This is a genomic window from Alistipes sp. An66 (assembly GCF_002161445.1).
GTDB classification, from domain to species: domain Bacteria; phylum Bacteroidota; class Bacteroidia; order Bacteroidales; family Rikenellaceae; genus Alistipes; species Alistipes cottocaccae.
Map to the genome: position 1 here is coordinate 167,100 of NZ_NFHT01000003.1, position 19,034 is coordinate 186,133.

Genomic DNA, 19,034 nt, shown 5'->3' on the forward strand with positions numbered 1-19,034 from the left:
ACCATCTCCATATCGATTATCCATCATGAGCAAAGAATACTACAAGAAAAGGCTCGTCGACCTGCGGGCCGAAATTGCCCGGGAACGCGAGGCCAAGAAGCGCGACAACGCCAACTATGCCAGTCTGATCAAAAACGCTTCGAACACCTCGACCAAAGCCACCTATCGCAAGAACAAGATCGACAAGGCCGCCGCCCACGAGCGCCGCATCGAGTATCTGAAAAACGAGGTCGAACGGACACGCGACGCCTTGAAACGTTGCAAATAGCCCTCCGACGGCCTTCCAGTCGATCTGCAAGACTTTTCAGCGACGATGAACAGCAGAAAAAAGAAAAACGGGACCCAGTCCCGACCGATCTCGATCCAAAGCATCCTCCATGATCTGTGGCAGTCCCTACTCTGGCGACGCGGATACCGCATCGCATCGGTCATCGTGTGGCTTGTGGTTCTGGCGCTGCTTTCGATCCCGGTTGAACGGGCTGAATGGGCCGCCGAAGCCGCCTACGAAAAACGGACCGACTACCGAAACCGGTGTGCTGCGGGTGATTTCGAAGGGGCCCATGCCATTCTTTCCGAATTCTATGCGGACTACTCCGATGAACTGGGACGATGGAAGGCAAATGCCTTTCACGTGCCGCAAGCCCGCATGCTGCAGGAGCGCTACCACTCGGCTCTGGGCTATGTCTTCGGACAGGAAACCGCCGCCATTTACTTCGGTGCGAAGAGCGGGAACGACGACAACGAACTGATCCGTCTGCTCGTCACCATTCCGGTCGAAGGGGCTCCGTTGGCCGAGGGAACCCATGCCAACGGCATGTTTTACAACAACGATGCTGCGGCAAATCCCGCCGCCATCGACCATGTCGTCTACCAGTCGTGGGTACGCTTCTACAACGACCGCTGCGACCAACTGCTGGACATGGCCCTGACGAACAACGATTCACTGCTGGCCCGGAAAATCGGGCGCCTCTACAAAACCGAGATTGTGACCCGGTTTGCCCCCGATTCGGTTCGCGGGTACAATTACGACATTGCCACCGTAACGTATGACGATTCGCGACAGGCCCATGCCGGCCGCCGGATCGCCGAAATGAATCCATCATCCATCTATAAAACCGACTATCATGACAACAGTTCCCAAGGCTCCGAGCACCAAGAAAGCTGCAGCCGGCAAGAAACCGACTGCAACAGTCAAGAAGGCCACAACCACCGTCAAGAAGAGCGCAACGGCGAAAAAAACGACAACGGCAAGTGCCCGGAAGGCGTCCCCGGCAACCAAAAGTACGGAATTGACGGTGACGGGCAACAAGAAGATCGAGACCCTCCGCAAGGAATTTAATCGCAAATTTCCCTATCTGCGTTTGGGCATCTATTACAGTTATGCCCGCCAGCAGGTGGCAAAAGGGGAGCGTATCACCCCCATCGACGGCGCGAAAACCCTGGCCTCGGTCCGGCGGGCCGATTCCGGCGGCACCATCTCGATCTCCGGGAACAAGAAGATCAAGAGCCTCGAGAAGGAGTTCGATACGGTATTCGGACTCTACTGCCAGGTTTGCTACACCGAATCGACCGGGAATCGCTACTATACAAGCGGGTCGAGCGATGAAATGACCTTGTCGGCATTCAACGAATATTGCGAAAAGACGGGCTGCAAGAAAGGCGTCTGGGAATAGTCCGGATTACGGGCCGCCCAAGATCGGACGCTTGCGTTTCACAACAAACCGCCCGCATCCCGAATCATGCGGCCAACGACCATAAAACCATTTTATTCATCCATGAAATCAAGCATCATCGACGTTCCGCGTCAGCATACGCAGGACGATCTCTTCGGCATCCAGGTCTATCAGGATGCGCTGATCCGTTACATCCGGTTGACGGACACCCCCATCACCATCGCCCTGCAGGGCGAATGGGGCAGCGGCAAGACCTCACTGATGAACATGCTCCGCTACAACCTTTGCGAAGTGGACAACGCGCCGTTCTATCCGATCTGGATCAATACGTGGCAGTATTCGCTGATGAAGACGCCGCCGCAGGCCATCATTTCTATCCTCGAGGGCATCATCAACCAGATCGGCGCCCTGAACCCGAACATGCAGCGCTGGGAGGAGAGCAAAAAGAAGCTCGGCGGGCTCTTCAAGAAGATGGCCGCCGTCGGCACGAAGGTCGCAGCCGGGGCCGTGGGCATCGACGGGGAGTTGGTCGACGAGTTCTTTGCCGGAGGAGCCAACACGGCCTCTTCGGAAATTCTTCAACTCAAGGAGGAGATCGCCAAACTGATCAACGATGCGCTGCTCCGCGATCCCTCGAAGCAGGGCTTCACCTTTTACATCGACGACCTTGACCGAATCGATCCTCCCGTTGCCGTGGAGATTCTCGAACTGCTGAAAAACATTTTCGATCTGGAAAAATGTGTCTTCATCCTGGCCATCGACTACGACGTGGTTATCAAGGGGCTCAAACCCAAGTTCGGGGAGCTGACCGACGCCAACGAACGGGAGTTCCGGTCGTTCTTCGACAAGATCATCCAACTGCCCTTCTCGATGCCCGTTGCGTCGTACAACGTGGATACCTTTCTGGTCGATGCCCTTCGCAAGATCGAGTTTTTCACCGATGCGGAACTCGATGATCCTGCCCTGGCCGAAACGCTTTCCGAAATCACGCGCCTCTCGGTGGGCAGCAATCCCCGTTCGCTCAAGCGTCTGACCAATACGCTTGCGCTGATCTCGATCATCAACGAGATGCAGAATCAAGGCGAGACATCCTCGCAGGAGCGTCTCGGCAAGACACTGAACTATGCGCTTGTGTGCGTACAAATCGCCTATCCATACATTTACAACCAATTGACTGAAGAGCCGGACTTCAAATCCTGGAACGAAAAAATCGCCTCGAAACTCAAGTTGAGACCCTTGACCGAAGCCGAACTCGAATCGCTCGATGCCACTGAGGAATTCGATGAAGAGTGGGAAAAGGTGGTTTTCCGTATGTGTCAGAAGGAGACCTATTTGAGTAGCCGGGTGTTCAGTGTTTCGGCACTCTTCAACAAAATTGCAGAGTTGGTCGGAGACGACACGATTTTGGGAGAGATGATCGCCTCAACGCTGGAATTGTCGGCCGTCACGAATCTGAAGGCCTTTGACGGCCCGATGAAAAAGCCGGGCGAACGAAATCGAGATACGCAGACCTACAGTTTCAATGGCAAACCATACGCCAAGAAGACCGAGTTCGTGCATGACGTGGTGGAATATTACATCACGCAGCATCCCGAAACGACCCACGAACGCCTCAAAGAAGTCTTTGCCATCAAGCGCAATATGGACAAGGTTTTCATGGATTACGATCAGTATTTGGCTCAACTTGCCGAACGGGGCAGCGTCGACTTCTTCGGCCGGCGTCCGGACATCCCGACCATTCAGTTGGCAGACAAAAAGATCGTGATTGCGGCCAACTGGCCAACGCAGGTCAACGGCAAGCCTGCCGAATTTGCCAAATTGCTCGATCTGTTGCGCAATAAACTCGGCTACGAGGTAAAAGGCAACTGATTGTTCTTGCAGAGTTGTCACGCGGAACTACAACACGGGATTTTACAGATTCGCCGGGAACAATTCGGGAACAATCACAAAACAGCAAAGAGGCAATTATTTGAAAATCAAATAATTGCCTCTTTGCTGTGTACCCGGAGCCGGGGTCGAACCGGCACGACATTGCTGTCATTGGTGTTTGAGACCAACGCGTCTACCGATTCCGCCATCCGGGCTGATCTCCGCGCTCCGCATCGGGTTCACACCTCGGCCTCCCCTCGCAATACGCATCGTATCGCACAAAAGGCCGGATCGAATCCGATCCCGTCGCGGCGAATCGGGTGGACAAAGATAGAAAAAATCCGGCAATTGCAAGAAATTTTACAGAATTATTTTCCCATTCCATCCCTCATCCTGCCTGCGGCCCCGCATTCCCACAACATCCGCATCCGGAATAAACTCATCCTCCCGCGCCCGGATCACTTCCCCGTTTCGAAATAGGCCCGAACCTTACGCGCCTTCGCCGGACCGATCAGCGCCGACAACTCCTCCCAGTTCGCCGCACGCACCTTCTCCACCGTCCGGAAATGGCGCAGCAACGCCTCGATCGTCTTCGCCCCGACGCCTTCGATCTGTTCCAGCTCGCTGTGGATGAAGGCCTTGCTGCGTTTCTGACGGTGGAACGAAATGGCAAAGCGATGCACCTCGTCCTGAATGTTCGTCAGGAAATGGAACAGCGGCGACGTGGGCCGCACGCCCACCAGCAGCGGAGGATAACCGCAATAGAGTTCCGCCGTGCGGTGCCGGTCGTCCTTCGCCAGTCCGGCAATCGGGATGTCCAGATCCAATGCCTCCAACACCTCGTGGATCACCCCCATCTGCCCCTTTCCGCCGTCGGCGATGATCAGATCGGGCATCTCCCCGCCCTCCGCCTGCAAGCGGCTGTAACGGCGGTAGACCACCTCGCGCATCGAGGCGTAGTCGTCCGGACCCTCCACCGTCTTGATGTTGAAGTGGCGGTACTCCTTGCGTGCCGGCTTCCCGTCGCGGAAAACCACGCACGACGCTACCGGATGCGCCCCTTGCAGGTTCGAGTTGTCGAAGCACTCGATGTGCCGCGGCGGACGGTCCAGCCGCAGTTCCTTTTGCAGGGCCGACAGCAGCTGCTCCGCATGGCGTTCGGGATTCCGGATTTCGAGGTTTTTGAGCTCCTCGGCCCGGTAGATCCGGGCGCTCTTGCGCGAAAATTCCAGCAGGTCGAGTTTTTCGCCCCGCTTGGGTACCGTGAACGTCACGCCGTCGAACAGCAGTGTCGTCGACGGCAGGAACGGAACGATCACCTCCCGGGCCAACTCGCCGCCCGCCACATGTTCGACCATGTACTGGATCGCCAGCGTCAGCATGTCGCGCTCGTCGCCCTCGACACCCGCCGAGAGTTTCACGGTCTGCACGCCCACCACCGAACCGTGGCGGATCCGCACGAAGTTGCACCACGCCACATCGTCGTCCGGCAGCAGCGAGAAGACATCCACGTCGACGATCTTCGCACTCACGATCACCGACTTCCCGGCATAGTGGTCCAGCGCGTCGAGCCGCTGCTTGTAACGCTGCGCCACCTCGAAGCGCAGCTCCGCCGCCGCACGCGCCATCTCCCCTTCGAGATACCGGCGCGCCGGACGCAGGTCGCCTTTGAGCACCGAGACCACCATATCGACCTGACGGGCATACTCCGCCTCGCTCTGCGCACCCACGCAGGGACCCTTGCAGTTCCCCAGGTGGTATTGCAGACAGACGGTGTATTTCCCGCGGGCGATCTGCTCGGGCGAGAGGTTGAGCTTGCACGTCCGCAGCGGGATCACCTCGCGGATGAATTCCAGCACGCTGTGCTGCATCATCACCGACCCGTAGGGCCCGAAATACTGCGAGCCGTCGCGCAGCAGCTGCCGCGTCGACTGCACCCGCGGGAAGGGCTCCCGACGCACGACGATCCACGGGTAGGTCTTGTCGTCTTTGAGCAGGATGTTGTATCGCGGTTGGAGGCTCTTGATGAGCGAGTTTTCGAGCAGCAGGGCGTCCGTCTCGCTCCCCACGACGATGTGGCGGATCCCGACGATCTGCCGGACCAGCACCCGGACCTTCGCGCTGTGCTCCTTCGACTCCACGAAATACGACGAAACCCGTTTGCGGAGACTCTTCGCCTTCCCCACATAGATGATCGTCCCCGTGCGGTCCACGAACTGATAGACCCCCGGAGACAACGGAAGCAGCGCAACCTGCTCCTTCAACGTGCTTTTCACATCGGCATCCATACGTGCTGCAAATGTAACAAAATTGTCACGAAATTGCACATAAACAAAAACGTTCGTTTTTTTGGTTTATTTGTCCGGATTTAATTATCTTTGCGGGTCATTTTCACACACTCCCATGCCTATGAAAAGATTCATTCCGCTGTATGTTCTGTGCGGCATCTGCGCAACGGCCTGTGTCGATCAGAATTACGACCTCACCAAGATCGACACCGACAACATCGCCATCGGGGACGAGAGCTCCCGGTTCGAAATTCCCCTGGCCCGAGTCATCGTCGGAATCGACGAACTCAACAGCAACGATCAGACGCCGATCGACGAACTCTTCAACGAAGCCGACACCTGGCTTCCGACCCAACTGCCCGACAAGGACGAAAACGGATCGTTCATCCTCGTGCAGAAGCTCACCGACGATCCCGAATTCGTCAAGAACGAACTGCTCCCGGAACTGATCTCCGAAATGGAGACCGATGACGCCAAACTCGACGACGTGACCTCGCTGTTGAGCGAGAGATACTACGAATCGTTCGCGCCACTGCTTCCCGGAGTCACCCCGGAGACCTTCCAGGAGACCTTCAAGAGGGAGTTCCGGGACAACGAACTTCTCCACGAACAGCTCGCCGAACAGGTCCGAAGCCTCGCCGGCAACTACCTCTCGACGCTCGACATGAACCTCTCGGGACTCTCCTATGACATCGAGCACATCGACATCAGCGACGACATCGTCAACATGCTCACCGACAACCTCGACCCCGAGGGAACCCCCGACAGCCGGAACACGCTCCATATCGCCGGCACGATCGACAACAAGCTCCCGCTCTCGCTCACGGCGACCCCCGTTCTCACGCCGACCGACGTCACCTTCACGGCCGACATCGCCGCCAACCGCGACGGCAACGAGTTCCCCGAAACGCAGCTCTTCGCCGAGGACCTGCGGACGATCGTCCGCGGCATCACGATCGAGATCTCGGTGGCGCTCGGCAAATACTATCCCGGCAAAGGTTTCGAACGCGGAACCGATACCGACACCCAACTCCAAATCAACCTCCACCTGATCAAACGCGGAGGCTTGAAGTTCGACCTCTAAACCGAATCCCGACATGAAAAAAACATACCTTCTTCTGGCCGCGCTGTTCCTCGCGACGTCGCTGGCCGCACAGAACCCTACGGCCTATTTCATGGAGGGTTCCACCTTCCGTTCGCAGTTCAACCCCGCCTTCGCGCCCCTGCGCGGCTACATCAACCTGCCCGTCATCGGCGGGGTCCAGATGGGGTGGAACGGAAACATCGCCCTGGACAACCTTCTCTACGCCCGCGACGGCAAGCTGGTGACGCTGCTCGACAGCTCCGTAACGCCCGACCAGGCCCTCGGAAACCTCAAAAAGAACAACCTTCTGGGGCTCGACACCCGGATCAATATCCTCGGATTCGGAAAATTCACCAAGAATCACAAGAACTTCTGGTCGTTCGACCTCAACGTGCGCGTCAACGAGGAGATGAACCTCCCCAAAACGCTCTTCGAGTTCCTCAAACGCGGGCAGGAGGGCAGCATCAGCAACTTCGGAGCCACGCTTGAATCCTACCTCGAAGCCGGATTCAACTACTCGTTCCCGCTGCTCAACGACCGGCTCTACATCGGCGTGCGGGGCAAGTTCCTCGCCGGACTCGCCCGCGCACAGGTCAACTACGACCAGTTCGACATCTCGCTCCAACAGGATCGCTGGGCCGTCGTCACGAAGGGGACGATCGACGTCACCGCCGACGGAACCTCCGTCACGCCCGACCCCGAAACGGGAATCTTCGAATTCGGAGACATCAACTACAAACCCCGCAAACCCGCCGGATACGGATTTGCCGTCGACCTGGGCGCCACGTACGACATCCTGCCCAACCTGCAGGCCTCGCTGGCCGTAACCGACCTGGGATTCATCAACTGGGGCCGGAAGAACACCGTCTCGGGCGTCTCGACCCAGGAGGCCGAGTTCACCGGCGTGACGGTTCCCGACGACGGGTCGGAGAGCACGCCCGACTTCGATCTCGAAATGATGAAATTCACCAGCGTCGAGGGTAAAAGCATGTCGAAAATGCTCCGCGCATCGGTCAACGCCGGCATCGAATACGAGGTCTGGAACCACCGCGTCGGCGTAGGACTCCTCTACACGGCCCGCTTCTGGGAGTACAAGACCATGCACAACATCACCGGATCGGTGAACTTCCACCCCACGCGCTGGTTCACCCTCTCGGGAAGCTACTCCGTGCTCGACAACCGCGGCAGCGCCGTCGGTCTCGGACTGAACCTCTGCCCGGGATGGATCAACTTCTTCCTCGCCACCGACCTGCTGCTCACCAAGCACACCCCGCAGTGGGTTCCCATCAGGCAGAGTTCGATGAACCTGACCCTCGGGATCGGCATTCCGCTCGGCAAGCGCAGCCATCGTATCGCGGCCTATGTCCGCGAGAACGACCGCAAATAAGCGGACGGAACGAGCGGAGAGACCCCCGAATCCGATGAACGGCAACCGCCCGGCGACCGCAAGGTGCCGGGCGGCTGCCGTTTTGTCCCGGAGCGCGGCATCGTCCGAAATCCGGAGCGAGCAGCTCGCAGTGCAAAAGCGAGAGGGGGGGGGAAAGAAATCCGGATCAAAAAAGCCGACTCTTTCGACATTTTGGTCGCACACGTGCAACTTTCGGACAAAGCCGTTGCAGATTCGGAAACTTTCGTCTATCTTTGCCCCGTACGAACTCCGGAAAGGCTCCGGTCGCTTCGGAGCGCTCCGAAAAGGATTGCGGCGGCCCTAAAATCTGTGTGAAGTTGCGTCACTATTATTTGAATTCTTCAAAACGGGCCGTCGCTTTTTTCATTTCTCTCATTTACAAAAACCATACCGATCTCCGCGGCAACGAACGGATCATCCGAACGCCGGGCACGCATCCAAAGCCGCCCGCGTCACGGCGTGTCCGGCCTCGACGAGTTCCGCCGCACGGTAGAATTCGAACATCCCGTAACTGTCGGCCGGCAGCTGCACCAGCACGTCGGGCCGGTAAAGGCGGCACATCAACTGCGAGATATGCTGCTGCATGATCTGCGACGAGGCGATCAGCACCTTGTAATAATTGAGCGACGCATTGGCCCGCGTCGTCGGATCGGCCCCGAACGGGGCGCTCACGTCCACGGCAACCAAAAGGTCGCCCTCCTCGCGCCGGACCCGGTTCAACGGCAGCGGATTGACCGTCCCGCCGTCGACGAGCACCATGCCGTCGCGGTGCACGGGACGGAAAACCGACGGAATGGAGATCGACGCCCGGATGGCATCGTAGAGCCCGCCCCGGTCGAGCACCACCTCGCGCCCCGTAAGCAGATCGGCCGCCACGGCCGCAAACGGAACCGGCATCTGTTCGATCCGCACGTCGGGGATCAGCTCCTGCATGGCCTTCATCACCCGGTCGCCCTTGACCAGGCCTTCGGTACTCAATGCAAAGTCCACCAGACCGAACACCTTGTATTTGTCGAGCGAGCACATCCACTCCTTGAAGGCTTCCAGATGTCCCGCGGCATAGATGCCTCCGACCAACGCTCCCATCGAGGTCCCGGCCACCGCCGCGATCTCGAAGCCCCGACGCTCCAACTCTTCGATGGCGCCGATATGCGCCACACCCCTCGCACCGCCTCCTGCAAGCACCAGGGCAACCCTTCGCTTTTCCATACGTTCCGTTTATCGTTTCAGTTGCGGGACACATCCGGCGGAACAACTCCGCCGGGCTGATTCGCAGGTCCTTCAAAAATCACGCCATCCATCCGGATATCATGCGGTTCGGCCGGCAGGGCATCGACCAGCTGGTGGGCAAAGCAGACGCCGAGCCGGAAGCCCCGGAAGGCGGTTTGTGCAAGATAGCGGTCGTAATACCCCCGGCCCCGGCCGCAGCGGAGCCCGCCGCAGGTGAAGGCGACGCCGGGCACCAGCAACAGGTCGATCTCCCCGGGGCTGCAAAGCCGGGCGTCGGGCCCCGGTTCGAGAATCCCGAAGGCTCCCGGGACGAGCCTCCGGGGATCGTATTCGAAGAAGCGCATCGCATCGCCCTCGACCCGCGGAACCACAAGGCGTTTGGCCGCCCGCCAGCGTTCCAGCGCCGACGACAGGTCCGGTTCGTCGGGCAGCGCGCAGAAGAGACCCACCGTACGGGACTCCGCAAACACGGACAGACGCTCGATCCGCGCAACGATCCCTACCGATGCGGCAGCCCGCACCGCGGGGTCCAGCGCCCGGTTCAGCGCCCGCATCTCCTTCCGGAGCTCTTTTTTGGTCATAAAACCCTCCATCGGTCGATAAATTCCTGCCTCCGGCTATTGTTATTCCGCAAACAATGGCTATCTTTGCGGCAAGCAACGCCGTGCGAAAGAGGCTGCGTTCCGACTCCCGGTCCGATGCCCGGATCCCCGACCGAAACCGGCCCCGTTTTTGCCCGCGAAATGCCGGATGCGACACAAATCATTAACAAATATAACAAATTTCAAAACATTATGAGCTGTTTTCTATCCAATTCCTCGCTCGGCAAGAAGTTAGTAATGAGCGTGACGGGGTGCTTCCTCGTGCTCTTCATCCTCTTCCACATGTCGATGAACGTCACGGCCATCATCTCGCCGGAGGCTTACAACACCATCTGTGAGTTCCTCGGGGCCAACTGGTACGCCCTGGCCGGAACCGTCGTGCTCGCCGCCGGCGTCCTGATCCACTTCCTCTACGCCATCATCCTCACGCTCCGCAACTACAAGGCCCGCGGACAGCGGCGCTATGCCGTCACCGTGAAGGAGCCGGGCGTGGCATGGGCTTCGAAAAACATGCTCGTCCTGGGATTCATCGTCCTGGCCGGTCTGCTGCTCCACCTCTTCAACTTCTGGTCGAAGATGCAGCTCGTCGAGCTCATGGGACAGCACACCAACTCCCTCGGGTACAGTCCCGCCGACGGCGCCGCGCTGATCCGCTACACCTTCTCGCAGTGGTACTACGTGGTGATCTACCTCGTGTGGTTCGCCGCCCTGTGGTTCCACCTCACCCACGGCGTATGGTCGATGTTCCAGAGCGTCGGATGGGCCAACGACACCTGGTACCCCCGTCTGAAATGCATCGCCAACATCATCGCCACGATCGTATTCCTCGGGTTCGCCGTCGTGGTTCTCGTCTACTTCTTCTGCCCCTGCCTGGCAGGCGCCTGCTGATCCAATCCTGCAAATTGTAGAACAATAAACACACAAACGATATGGCTTTAAAATTAGATGCTAAAATCCCTGCCGGGCCGCTCGCCGAAAAATGGAGCAACCACAAGGCAGCTATCAAGGTCGTGAGCCCCGCCAACAAGCGCAAGCTCGACATCATCATCGTCGGTACGGGTCTCGGAGGCGCCTCCGCAGCCGCTTCCCTCGGAGAGCTCGGCTACAACGTCAAGGTGTTCTGCATCCAGGATTCGCCCCGCCGCGCACACTCCATCGCCGCACAGGGCGGTATCAACGCAGCCAAGAACTACCAGAACGACAACGACTCCGTATACCGTCTCTTCTACGATACGATCAAGGGCGGCGACTACCGCGCCCGCGAGGCCAACGTCTACCGTCTGGCCGAGGTTTCGAACCTGATCATCGACCAGTGCGTCGCCCAGGGCGTGCCCTTCGCCCGCGAGTACGGCGGTCTGCTGGCCAACCGTTCGTTCGGCGGTGCGCAGGTTTCGCGTACCTTCTACGCCCGCGGCCAGACCGGTCAGCAGCTGCTGCTCGGCGCCTACGCCGCCCTCAACAAGGAGATCGCCGCAGGCTCGGTCAAGAGCTACCCCCGCCATGAGATGCTCGACATCGTCATCGAGGACGGTGAGGCCCGCGGTATCATCGCCCGCAACCTCGTCACGGGTGAGATCGAGCGCCACGGAGCCCACGCCGTCGTGCTGGCCACCGGAGGTTACGGAAACGTCTTCTTCCTCTCGACGAACGCCATGGCTTCGAACGGTTCGGCCGCTTTCCAGTGCTACCGCAAGGGCGCCGGCTTCGCCAACCCCTGCTTCACGCAGATCCACCCCACGTGCATCCCCGTACACGGCGACCAGCAGTCGAAACTGACCCTCATGTCGGAGTCGCTGCGTAACGACGGACGTATCTGGGTGCCGAAGAAGCTCGAGGACGTCAAGGCCCTGCGCGCCGGCACCAAGAAGCCGTCGGACATCGCCGAGGAGGACCGCGACTACTATCTGGAACGCCGCTACCCGGCCTTCGGAAACCTCGTGCCGCGTGACGTGGCGTCGCGTGCCGCCAAGGAGCGCTGCGATGCCGGATACGGCGTGAACGAGACCGGTCTGGCCGTCTTCCTCGACTTCAAGACCGCCATCGAGCGCCTCGGAAAGGAGATCATCAAGCAGCGTTACGGCAACCTCTTCGACATGTACGAGGAGATCACCGACGTCAGCCCCTACGAGCAGCCGATGCAGATCTTCCCCGCCGTGCACTACACCATGGGCGGCATCTGGGTCGATTACAACCTCATGACCACGATCCCGGGTCTCTACGCCATCGGCGAGGCCAACTTCTCCGACCACGGAGCCAACCGTCTGGGCGCCTCGGCGCTGATGCAGGGTCTGGCCGACGGATACTTCGTCCTGCCCTACACCATCGGCGACTACCTCTCGCATAAGATCCAGGCCCCGAAGGTGAAGACCGACACCAAGGCCTTCGACGAGGCCGAGAAGGGCGTGCGCGAGAAGATCGCCAAGCTGCTCTCGATCAACGGAAAGCAGTCCGTGGACGACATCCACAAGAAACTCGGACACATCATGTGGGAGAACGTCGGAATGGCCCGCACGAAGGAGTCGCTCGAAAAGGCCATCACCGAGATCCAGGCCCTGCGCAAGGAGTTCTGGAAGGATGTGAAGGTCGTAGGCCGCGAGAACGACTTCAACGTCGAGCTCGAAAAGGCGCTGCGTCTGGCCGACTTCCTCGAACTGGGCGAGCTGATGGCCCGCGACGCACTCAACCGCGAGGAGTCGTGCGGCGGTCACTTCCGCTCGGAGCACCAGACCGAGGAGGGCGAGGCCAAGCGTGACGACGAGAACTTCACCTACGCCGCCGTCTGGGAGTACAAGGGTATGGACCAGGCCCCGGAGATGACCAAGGAGCCGCTGAACTTCGAGTTCGTACACCCGGCACAGCGCAACTACAAGGACTAATCCATTTTGACGTTGAACTTTAAGATCGAAAAACAATGAATTTCACATTAAAGATATGGCGTCAGAAGGACGCTAAATCCAAAGGGGCCTTCGAGACCTACAAGGTGGAGAACATCTCGGCCGACACCTCGTTCCTCGAAATGCTCGACATCCTGAACAACGACCTCGTACACCAGGGCAAGGAGCCCGTGGCCTTCGACCACGACTGCCGCGAGGGTATCTGCGGCATGTGCTCGCTCCACATCGACGGCCAGGCCCACGGCCCCAGCCAGGGCGCCACGACCTGCCAGATCTACATGCGCAAGTTCAAGGACGGCGCAACGATCACCATCGAACCGTGGCGTTCGGCCGCATTCCCCGTGATCAAGGACCTCGTGGTCAACCGTTCGGCCTACGACCAGATCCTCCAGGCCGGAGGTTTCATCTCCGTGCGCACGAACTCCGTGCCCGACGCCAACGCCATCGCCATTCCGAAGCCCGACGCCGACGAGTCGATGGACGCCGCCGCCTGCATCGGCTGCGGAGCCTGCGCCGCGACGTGCAAGAACGGTTCGGCGATGCTCTTCGTCGCTGCCCGCGTATCGTCGCTGGCCAAGCTGCCCCAGGGCCGCGTGGAGGGTGCACGCCGCGCCAAGGCGATGGTCGCCAAGATGGACGAACTGGGATTCGGAAACTGCACCAACACCGGGGCCTGCCAGGCCGAGTGCCCGAAACAGATCTCCATCACGCATATCGCCCGCCTGAACCGCGAGTTCCTCTCCGCCAAGTTCAAGGACTGACAACCGCGAGAACAATGCGACAGAAAAAGCCCTCCGGATTTTCGGAGGGCTTTTCTGTTGCGGCGGGCGATATGCGTTGCACGCAACCGTTATTCACAATCCCTCCCGACCTCCCTTTGGAAAAGGGAGGAGCCGGGCCCGCCTGAACCGCGAGTTCCTCTCCGCAAAGTTCAAGGACTGACGGATACGGTAAGCGTAGCCACAGAAAATCCCCGGAACAATATTCCGGGGATTTTTGTTGCCAACCCGGGCGATATGCGTTGCACGCAACCGTTATTCACAATCCCTCCCGACCTCCCTTTGGTAAAGGGAGGAGCCGGGCCCGCCTGAACCGCAAATTCCGCTCCGCCAAGTTCAAGGACTGACAACTGCGAGAACAATGCCACAGAAAAAGCCCTCCGAAAATCCGGAGGGCTTTTTTTGTGGCCCAAGCGGACGATATGCGTTGCACGCACCCGCCCTACTCCTTCGGACGCTTCGGGCGGATCGTCGACAACCGCGAAACCTGCTTCAAATCGAACAGTCCGTAGATATTCACCGCCACGGTCTCCTTCGGGCCATAAGTCAGCATTAACAACTCCGAATAGCTGTAAAACTCCGCTTCCCGAAGGTAAAAACGAGTCGTCTGGCCCCCGGAACTCTCCGACATCACCAACTGGAACTTGAAAACCGGATCAGAGGCCAACGCCTCGGCATCTTTCAGAAACGTGGCACAATCCCCGCCATCCACGGTTACAATCCGGATATAGTGGATGCCATCCAACAGTTCAGCCAGTTTCGCATCCCCTTTCTCGGCCGCCTGACGGCTCATCATCCGCATCATCTTGCGTTCCAGTTGCACGCTGGAAAAACCTTCGGCCTTCGAGTAGCGGTCGAAAAACTTCCACGATGCGTTCTGCGCCCGCGCCAGGAACGGCACGGTCAACAGAATCAGAATCAAAATCCGTTTCATAACACACTCGATTTACAATCCAAAACAGATTCCGAGCGAAAGCGGATGCACCTTCGGCCCCACCCCGTTCTCGAAAAGCGGCGTCACGCCGTAACGGAAATAAACACCGCACCGGTAATAGGTGACACCAACCCCGACGCCGAACTGGAAAGTCCGGACTCCCGAAAGCGGATTCTTCACTTTGGGGTTCTTGTAGATGGAGTTGGCACCCATCGTAAAGTCGAAATAACCGCTCAACGAAAGGGTCATCTGCTTCACCGGATGGTAGGCCAGATGCAATGGGATACCGAGCGAGGTAATGCGGAGTTTCGACTTGTCGGCCTTCTCATCGAGCGCAACGGGGACAACCATCCCGTTTTCGTTGCCGAGCGTGATCGAATTGTTGGAAAGGCGGTAGTTGTCGACCGTATAACGCAGTCCGGTCGTCATATCGAACCGACGTTGCTTGCCGAACACGTAGTTCAGTCCGGCGAGCGTCGTCGAGAAGTGGAACGATTTGCCGCCGCGCAGGTCAAAGAACGAGTCCGTACCCGCCGGATAGGCACCGTAATCGACTTTCGAAGGGATGTTGTAACCCCACTCCGACTTGTAGAAGAGAACCAGACTGCAACGCGGCCGCCTGATCCGCGCATTGCGATCCCGGATCTTCTCGTCCGACAACGAGGAGAGCGTAATGCCGAAGCCCGCCACCTCGAGAACCACCTCCTCGCCCTCGGCCGAACGCCGCAGCGCCACCAGATCCGTATCCACGGGATCGATCCGTTCCAGACTGTCGGCGGCGATCGGGCGGTCGCTCAACACCAGCCGCGCGGTCGAATCCCGTTCGGCCGGCACCGGCTCCACCGGGACGGCCGGGGCTGCCGGGACTGCCGGGACTGCCGGGACTGCCGGGACCTTCGAAGGTTCGGGCGTCTGCCCCGAAACCGGGAACGCCAGCAGGAGCATCGCGACAAAAGCCGCAGCAAAGCGATAAATCAAACGTTTATCCATCGTTTTTCAGTTTTTAATTGTTTTCGATCAGTTCGTCGACCAGGCGGGCCGGAGCATCGAGCATGGCAAAGGAGTCGAAATAGACGGTCGTCTGCATGGCCACCTCCTTGTCGTAGACGGGCTTGCCGTCGATGTAACAGTAGGGTTTGCGCAACCACTCCGCGCCGAGGAAAATCCCCAGAATCACGACAGCTGCCGCCGCAACGCCCCACAAGATCCGCATCCGACGGCCGCGACGGCCGCGGGAAGACAACCGGATCGAGGTATCCGGCTGCGCGTCAAGGTCCGGGCGTGCGACAAATTCGGCCGGTGCGGATTCGGGCGGCAGCCCGATGCCGCAGACAAGCGGCCGGAGCGGTTTTTCGTCGGGCCGGGCCGCAAACTCCGGCGCAAACGCCCCGTCATGGGGCATCCGCTCCCCGGCGAGCGCCCCGAATCCTTCGAAGAGTATCGCCAGATCGCGCAGCGACTCCGGCAGCTCCGTCTCCGTCCGCAGCAGTTCGCGCAACTCATGCTCCTCGGCCTCCGTCGTCCGGGCCGCCAGCCAGCGCGCAGCCAATCGTTCAATCCGTTCGTGTCGTCCGTTCATCGTCTCTCATTTTTTGCAGAATAACCCGAAGACCCGCCCGCGCCCGCGACAGAATCACCCGCACCTGCGCCTCGTCGCACCCCACCATCGCGGCAATCTCGCGTGTCGGATACCCTTCGATCTCTTTCAGGTGAAGCACCTCCCGCTGCCGTTCCGGCAGGGCCGAAATCGCCCGGCGGACCAGCTCGCGGAGTTCCCACCGCTCGGATTCACCCTCCGACGAGCGTACGATGCCCTCCATCACCGCATCGTTGCGCCGCTCGTCGGCCCGACGCCGCCGCAGCCGGTCGCAGCAGCGGTTGCGGACCGCCGTCATCACGAACGCGTCGAAATGCCGCCCCGCCTCCAACCGCTCCCGGTCCAGCCACAACCGTTCGAGCAGGTCGTGGACCGTATCCTCGGCCTCCGCAGACGAGAGCAGCAGCATCCGTGCATAACGGAACATACGGTCGCACAGCGGCAGGACACAAGCAGTGAATTCGGTCTCCTTCATGGTATCCGTAAAACGAAGCAAAGCGGCAAAACGCAACATCGAAGCCCCAAATATCGCCATTTTTTCCTCCGAAGCTCTCCACCGGGGGAATTTCCGAAGAATTTTTTCAAAAAACAGGTACTTTGTATTGCATAATACTAAAAAGTGTTATATATTTGCAGTGTCAAAATAGTTGAACCCGCAAAAACAGCCGGCGAAAACCGGTGCGATCATGAAAGAGACTGTAACCGTAAACATCGGCTCGATGGCCTTCACGCTCGACAAGGATGCCTGTCAACTGCTGAAAGGTTATCTCGACGATATCCGCCGGCGGCTGCCCGGGGAGGATGCCGAAACAATGGCCGACATCGAGGCCCGCGTCGGGGAGATCTTCCGCGAACGCGTCGCCTCCCCCATGCGCGTGATCTCCATCGACGTGGTCCGCGCCACGATGGCCCAACTGGGTGCCCCGTCCGATTTCGGAGAACTCCGCACGGACCCCGCGTCCGAAACCCCGGAAGCCGGATATGAAGCCGCGAAACCGGCTCCGCGAAAACTCCGCCGGTCGCGGACCGACCGCTCGATCGCCGGCATCTGCGGCGGACTGGCCGCATTCTTCGACGCCGACCCCACGACGGTCCGCCTGCTGGCGCTGCTGCTGATCCTCTGCGGAGGCGTCTCCATCTGGGCCTACATCATCCTCTGGATCGTCATTCCCGAGGAGCCCGCCCGCACGTTCAACCCCTTCCAACCGAAATCCTGACAACCCATGACTGCAAACAACCGACACCAACTGTACCGTTCGCGCGACGAGCGCATCATCGCCGGCATCTGCGGCGGGCTGGCCGAATTCTTCGGACTCGAAGTCTCGCGCATCCGCCTCGCCCTGCTGCTGCTGATCCTCTTCGCCGGGCTCTCCCTCTGGGTCTACATCATCCTCTGGCTGATCATCCCCAACGCCCCTCAACGGTTAAACGCATAAGACCATGGCAGAAGACAACGTAAAGGCGCAAATGCGCAAGGGAATTCTGGAGTACTGCATCCTCGCCATTCTGTCGCGCGGGGACTCCTATGCTCCGAAGATCATCGCCGAGCTCAAACAGGCCGAGATGATCGTCGTCGAGGGTACGCTCTACCCGATCCTCACCCGGCAGAAAAACGCCGGACTGCTCACCTACCGCTGGGAGGAATCCCCCCAGGGACCGCCCCGCAAATACTACACCCTCACGGAGAAGGGACACGAATACCTCCACACGCTCGACGAGGCGTGGGACGAACTCGTCGAACAGATCCGCCGCGTGCGCCACGGACAAGTCGAGAACGATTAACCCTCAAACATACAAAGCCATGAAAAAGTTCCTGTTGGTAACCATACCGATCGTGATGCTGACCGCCGCCTGTGCGCTCTGCGCCGTCTGCTTCGCAAGACTCCTGCCGGACAGAAAAGAGATCAAGGGCAGCGGACATATCGTCACGAAGGAGATCCCGGCACCCGAATTCGACGCCATCAGCGTCTCGCGCGCCGTCCATGTCATACTGGCCGAGCAGGGCGACAAGATCCGCATCGACGCCGACGACAACCTGATGGAGCGGGTGGTCGTACAGGCCGAGGATCAGGAACTCCGGATCACGATCGACCCCGAAATCAAAAATGTCCGCAACATGGAGGCGACCGTGACCGTTCCGGTCGGCAACCGCATGCTCTGCCGGCTCGAAGCTTCGAGTGCCTCGAAAATCCGGGGCGAGGAGGTCGAATTGAAGAGTGCGGATCTGCAAGTCAAGGCATCGGGCGCCGCCGAAATAGAGACGTCGGTCAAAGCCCGGTCGTGCGACATCGACGCGTCAAGCGCCGCTACGGTCAAGGCCGCGGTCAAGGCCGCGACGTGCGACATCGACGCTTCGAGTGCCGCTACGGTCCGTGCCGAGATCAAATCACAGTCGTGCACGGCCGACACATCGAGCGCTGCCAGCATCGTGCTCAAAGGAGGTACGAACCGGTTCAAAGGCAGCAGCAGCTCGGCCGGCAAGATCAACGCCGCAGAGCTGACCTCGAAGTGCGCCGACGTCCAGGCGTCGAGCGCGTCGAGCATCTCGGTGAACTGCACCGAGACGCTCAAAGCACAGGCTTCGAGCGGCGCCAAAATCCGCTACCAGGGCGAATGCAAGGTCGAAGCCTCGAAATCGAGCGGCGGCAGCATCCGCAAAAACTAACCCCCTCCTCC

General features: G+C 59.5%; 20 protein-coding genes and 1 tRNA gene. 13 read left to right on the plus strand and 8 right to left on the minus strand.

Features of this window, described 5'->3' with window-relative positions; translation table 11 throughout:
* Positions 1-25 precede the first annotated feature (25 nt).
* The 4 genes from B5G16_RS03685 to B5G16_RS03700 all read left to right on the plus strand — a co-directional run bounded on the left by B5G16_RS03685 (position 26) and on the right by B5G16_RS03700 (position 3,542).
* Positions 26-268 (plus strand): hypothetical protein, encoded by a 243-nt coding sequence (locus B5G16_RS03685; RefSeq protein ID WP_087261237.1) that lies wholly within the window; start codon positions 26-28, stop codon positions 266-268.
* Positions 269-313: 45 nt separating this feature from the next.
* The gene (locus B5G16_RS03690; protein WP_087261239.1) at positions 314-1,339 is read left to right on the plus strand and encodes a hypothetical protein; all 1,026 of its coding nucleotides are present in this window, start codon (positions 314-316) and stop codon (positions 1,337-1,339) included.
* Between the two features lie 22 nt (positions 1,340-1,361).
* Positions 1,362-1,673 carry a hypothetical protein gene (locus tag B5G16_RS03695; RefSeq protein WP_143260819.1) on the plus strand — a complete coding sequence of 104 codons (312 nt, stop codon included), beginning with the start codon at positions 1,362-1,364 and terminating at the stop codon, positions 1,671-1,673.
* A gap of 102 nt (positions 1,674-1,775) precedes the next feature.
* Positions 1,776-3,542 carry a KAP family P-loop NTPase fold protein gene (locus tag B5G16_RS03700; RefSeq protein WP_162612014.1) on the plus strand — a complete coding sequence of 589 codons (1,767 nt, stop codon included), beginning with the start codon at positions 1,776-1,778 and terminating at the stop codon, positions 3,540-3,542.
* Positions 3,543-3,673: 131 nt separating this feature from the next.
* On the opposite strand, the gene B5G16_RS03705 is transcribed toward B5G16_RS03700, so the two are convergent.
* Positions 3,674-3,757, minus strand: a tRNA-Leu gene (locus B5G16_RS03705).
* Between the two features lie 243 nt (positions 3,758-4,000).
* Positions 4,001-5,830, minus strand: coding sequence for an excinuclease ABC subunit UvrC (uvrC, locus tag B5G16_RS03710; RefSeq protein WP_087261248.1), 1,830 nt, complete (start codon positions 5,828-5,830; stop codon positions 4,001-4,003).
* Between the two features lie 121 nt (positions 5,831-5,951).
* Here uvrC and B5G16_RS03715 point away from each other — a divergent pair, with 121 nt between their 5' ends.
* Positions 5,952-6,914 carry a hypothetical protein gene (locus B5G16_RS03715; protein WP_087261250.1) on the plus strand — a complete coding sequence of 321 codons (963 nt, stop codon included), beginning with the start codon at positions 5,952-5,954 and terminating at the stop codon, positions 6,912-6,914.
* Between the two features lie 13 nt (positions 6,915-6,927).
* Positions 6,928-8,301 carry a DUF5723 family protein gene (locus B5G16_RS03720; RefSeq protein WP_087261252.1) on the plus strand — a complete coding sequence of 458 codons (1,374 nt, stop codon included), beginning with the start codon at positions 6,928-6,930 and terminating at the stop codon, positions 8,299-8,301.
* Positions 8,302-8,736: 435 nt separating this feature from the next.
* On the opposite strand, the gene B5G16_RS03725 is transcribed toward B5G16_RS03720, so the two are convergent.
* Positions 8,737-9,531 carry a patatin-like phospholipase family protein gene (locus B5G16_RS03725; protein WP_087261255.1) on the minus strand — a complete coding sequence of 265 codons (795 nt, stop codon included), beginning with the start codon at positions 9,529-9,531 and terminating at the stop codon, positions 8,737-8,739.
* Positions 9,532-9,548: 17 nt separating this feature from the next.
* Complete coding sequence (locus B5G16_RS03730; protein WP_087261430.1) at positions 9,549-10,133, minus strand: 5-formyltetrahydrofolate cyclo-ligase; 585 nt, start codon at positions 10,131-10,133, stop codon at positions 9,549-9,551.
* A 213-nt stretch (positions 10,134-10,346) separates the two neighbouring features.
* Between B5G16_RS03730 and B5G16_RS03735 the strand changes: the two genes are divergently transcribed.
* Genes B5G16_RS03735 through B5G16_RS03745 form a run of 3 tightly spaced genes read left to right on the plus strand, consistent with a single transcriptional unit; the run spans position 10,347 to position 13,809 of the window.
* Entirely contained in the window at positions 10,347-11,042 is a 696-nt protein-coding gene (locus B5G16_RS03735) for a succinate dehydrogenase cytochrome b subunit (protein ID WP_087261433.1), read from the plus strand.
* 41 nt (positions 11,043-11,083) lie between these two features.
* Positions 11,084-13,030 carry a fumarate reductase/succinate dehydrogenase flavoprotein subunit gene (locus B5G16_RS03740; RefSeq protein WP_087261258.1) on the plus strand — a complete coding sequence of 649 codons (1,947 nt, stop codon included), beginning with the start codon at positions 11,084-11,086 and terminating at the stop codon, positions 13,028-13,030.
* Positions 13,031-13,065: 35 nt separating this feature from the next.
* Positions 13,066-13,809 (plus strand): succinate dehydrogenase/fumarate reductase iron-sulfur subunit, encoded by a 744-nt coding sequence (locus B5G16_RS03745; protein ID WP_087261261.1) that lies wholly within the window; start codon positions 13,066-13,068, stop codon positions 13,807-13,809.
* A 460-nt stretch (positions 13,810-14,269) separates the two neighbouring features.
* Here the strand turns inward: B5G16_RS03745 and B5G16_RS03750 are convergent, their stop codons facing one another.
* From B5G16_RS03750 to B5G16_RS03765, 4 genes are read right to left on the minus strand one after another with little or no spacing between them, the layout of a single operon-like run.
* Positions 14,270-14,761 (minus strand): DUF4252 domain-containing protein, encoded by a 492-nt coding sequence (locus B5G16_RS03750; protein ID WP_087261263.1) that lies wholly within the window; start codon positions 14,759-14,761, stop codon positions 14,270-14,272.
* Positions 14,762-14,773: 12 nt separating this feature from the next.
* Positions 14,774-15,751 carry an outer membrane beta-barrel protein gene (locus B5G16_RS03755; RefSeq protein WP_087261266.1) on the minus strand — a complete coding sequence of 326 codons (978 nt, stop codon included), beginning with the start codon at positions 15,749-15,751 and terminating at the stop codon, positions 14,774-14,776.
* Between the two features lie 13 nt (positions 15,752-15,764).
* Positions 15,765-16,340 (minus strand): hypothetical protein, encoded by a 576-nt coding sequence (locus tag B5G16_RS03760; RefSeq protein ID WP_087261268.1) that lies wholly within the window; start codon positions 16,338-16,340, stop codon positions 15,765-15,767.
* Positions 16,315-16,833: an RNA polymerase sigma factor gene (locus tag B5G16_RS03765; RefSeq protein ID WP_087261270.1), complete on the minus strand. Its 519-nt coding sequence runs from the start codon at positions 16,831-16,833 to the stop codon at positions 16,315-16,317. Before B5G16_RS03765 ends, B5G16_RS03760 begins: the two co-directional genes overlap by 26 nt.
* Positions 16,834-17,044: 211 nt before the next feature.
* On the opposite strand from B5G16_RS03765, the gene B5G16_RS03770 reads away from it, so the two are divergent.
* The 4 genes from B5G16_RS03770 to B5G16_RS03785 are packed head-to-tail and all read left to right on the plus strand — an operon-like array spanning position 17,045 to position 19,023.
* The gene (locus B5G16_RS03770; RefSeq protein ID WP_087261435.1) at positions 17,045-17,575 is read left to right on the plus strand and encodes a PspC domain-containing protein; all 531 of its coding nucleotides are present in this window, start codon (positions 17,045-17,047) and stop codon (positions 17,573-17,575) included.
* Positions 17,576-17,581: 6 nt separating this feature from the next.
* Positions 17,582-17,794, plus strand: coding sequence for a PspC domain-containing protein (locus B5G16_RS03775; protein WP_087261273.1), 213 nt, complete (start codon positions 17,582-17,584; stop codon positions 17,792-17,794).
* Positions 17,795-17,798: 4 nt separating this feature from the next.
* The gene (locus B5G16_RS03780; RefSeq protein WP_087261277.1) at positions 17,799-18,140 is read left to right on the plus strand and encodes a PadR family transcriptional regulator; all 342 of its coding nucleotides are present in this window, start codon (positions 17,799-17,801) and stop codon (positions 18,138-18,140) included.
* A 19-nt stretch (positions 18,141-18,159) separates the two neighbouring features.
* On the plus strand, positions 18,160-19,023 hold the full coding sequence (locus B5G16_RS03785; protein ID WP_087261279.1) for a head GIN domain-containing protein: 864 nt from the start codon (positions 18,160-18,162) through the stop codon (positions 19,021-19,023).
* Positions 19,024-19,034 lie beyond the last annotated feature (11 nt).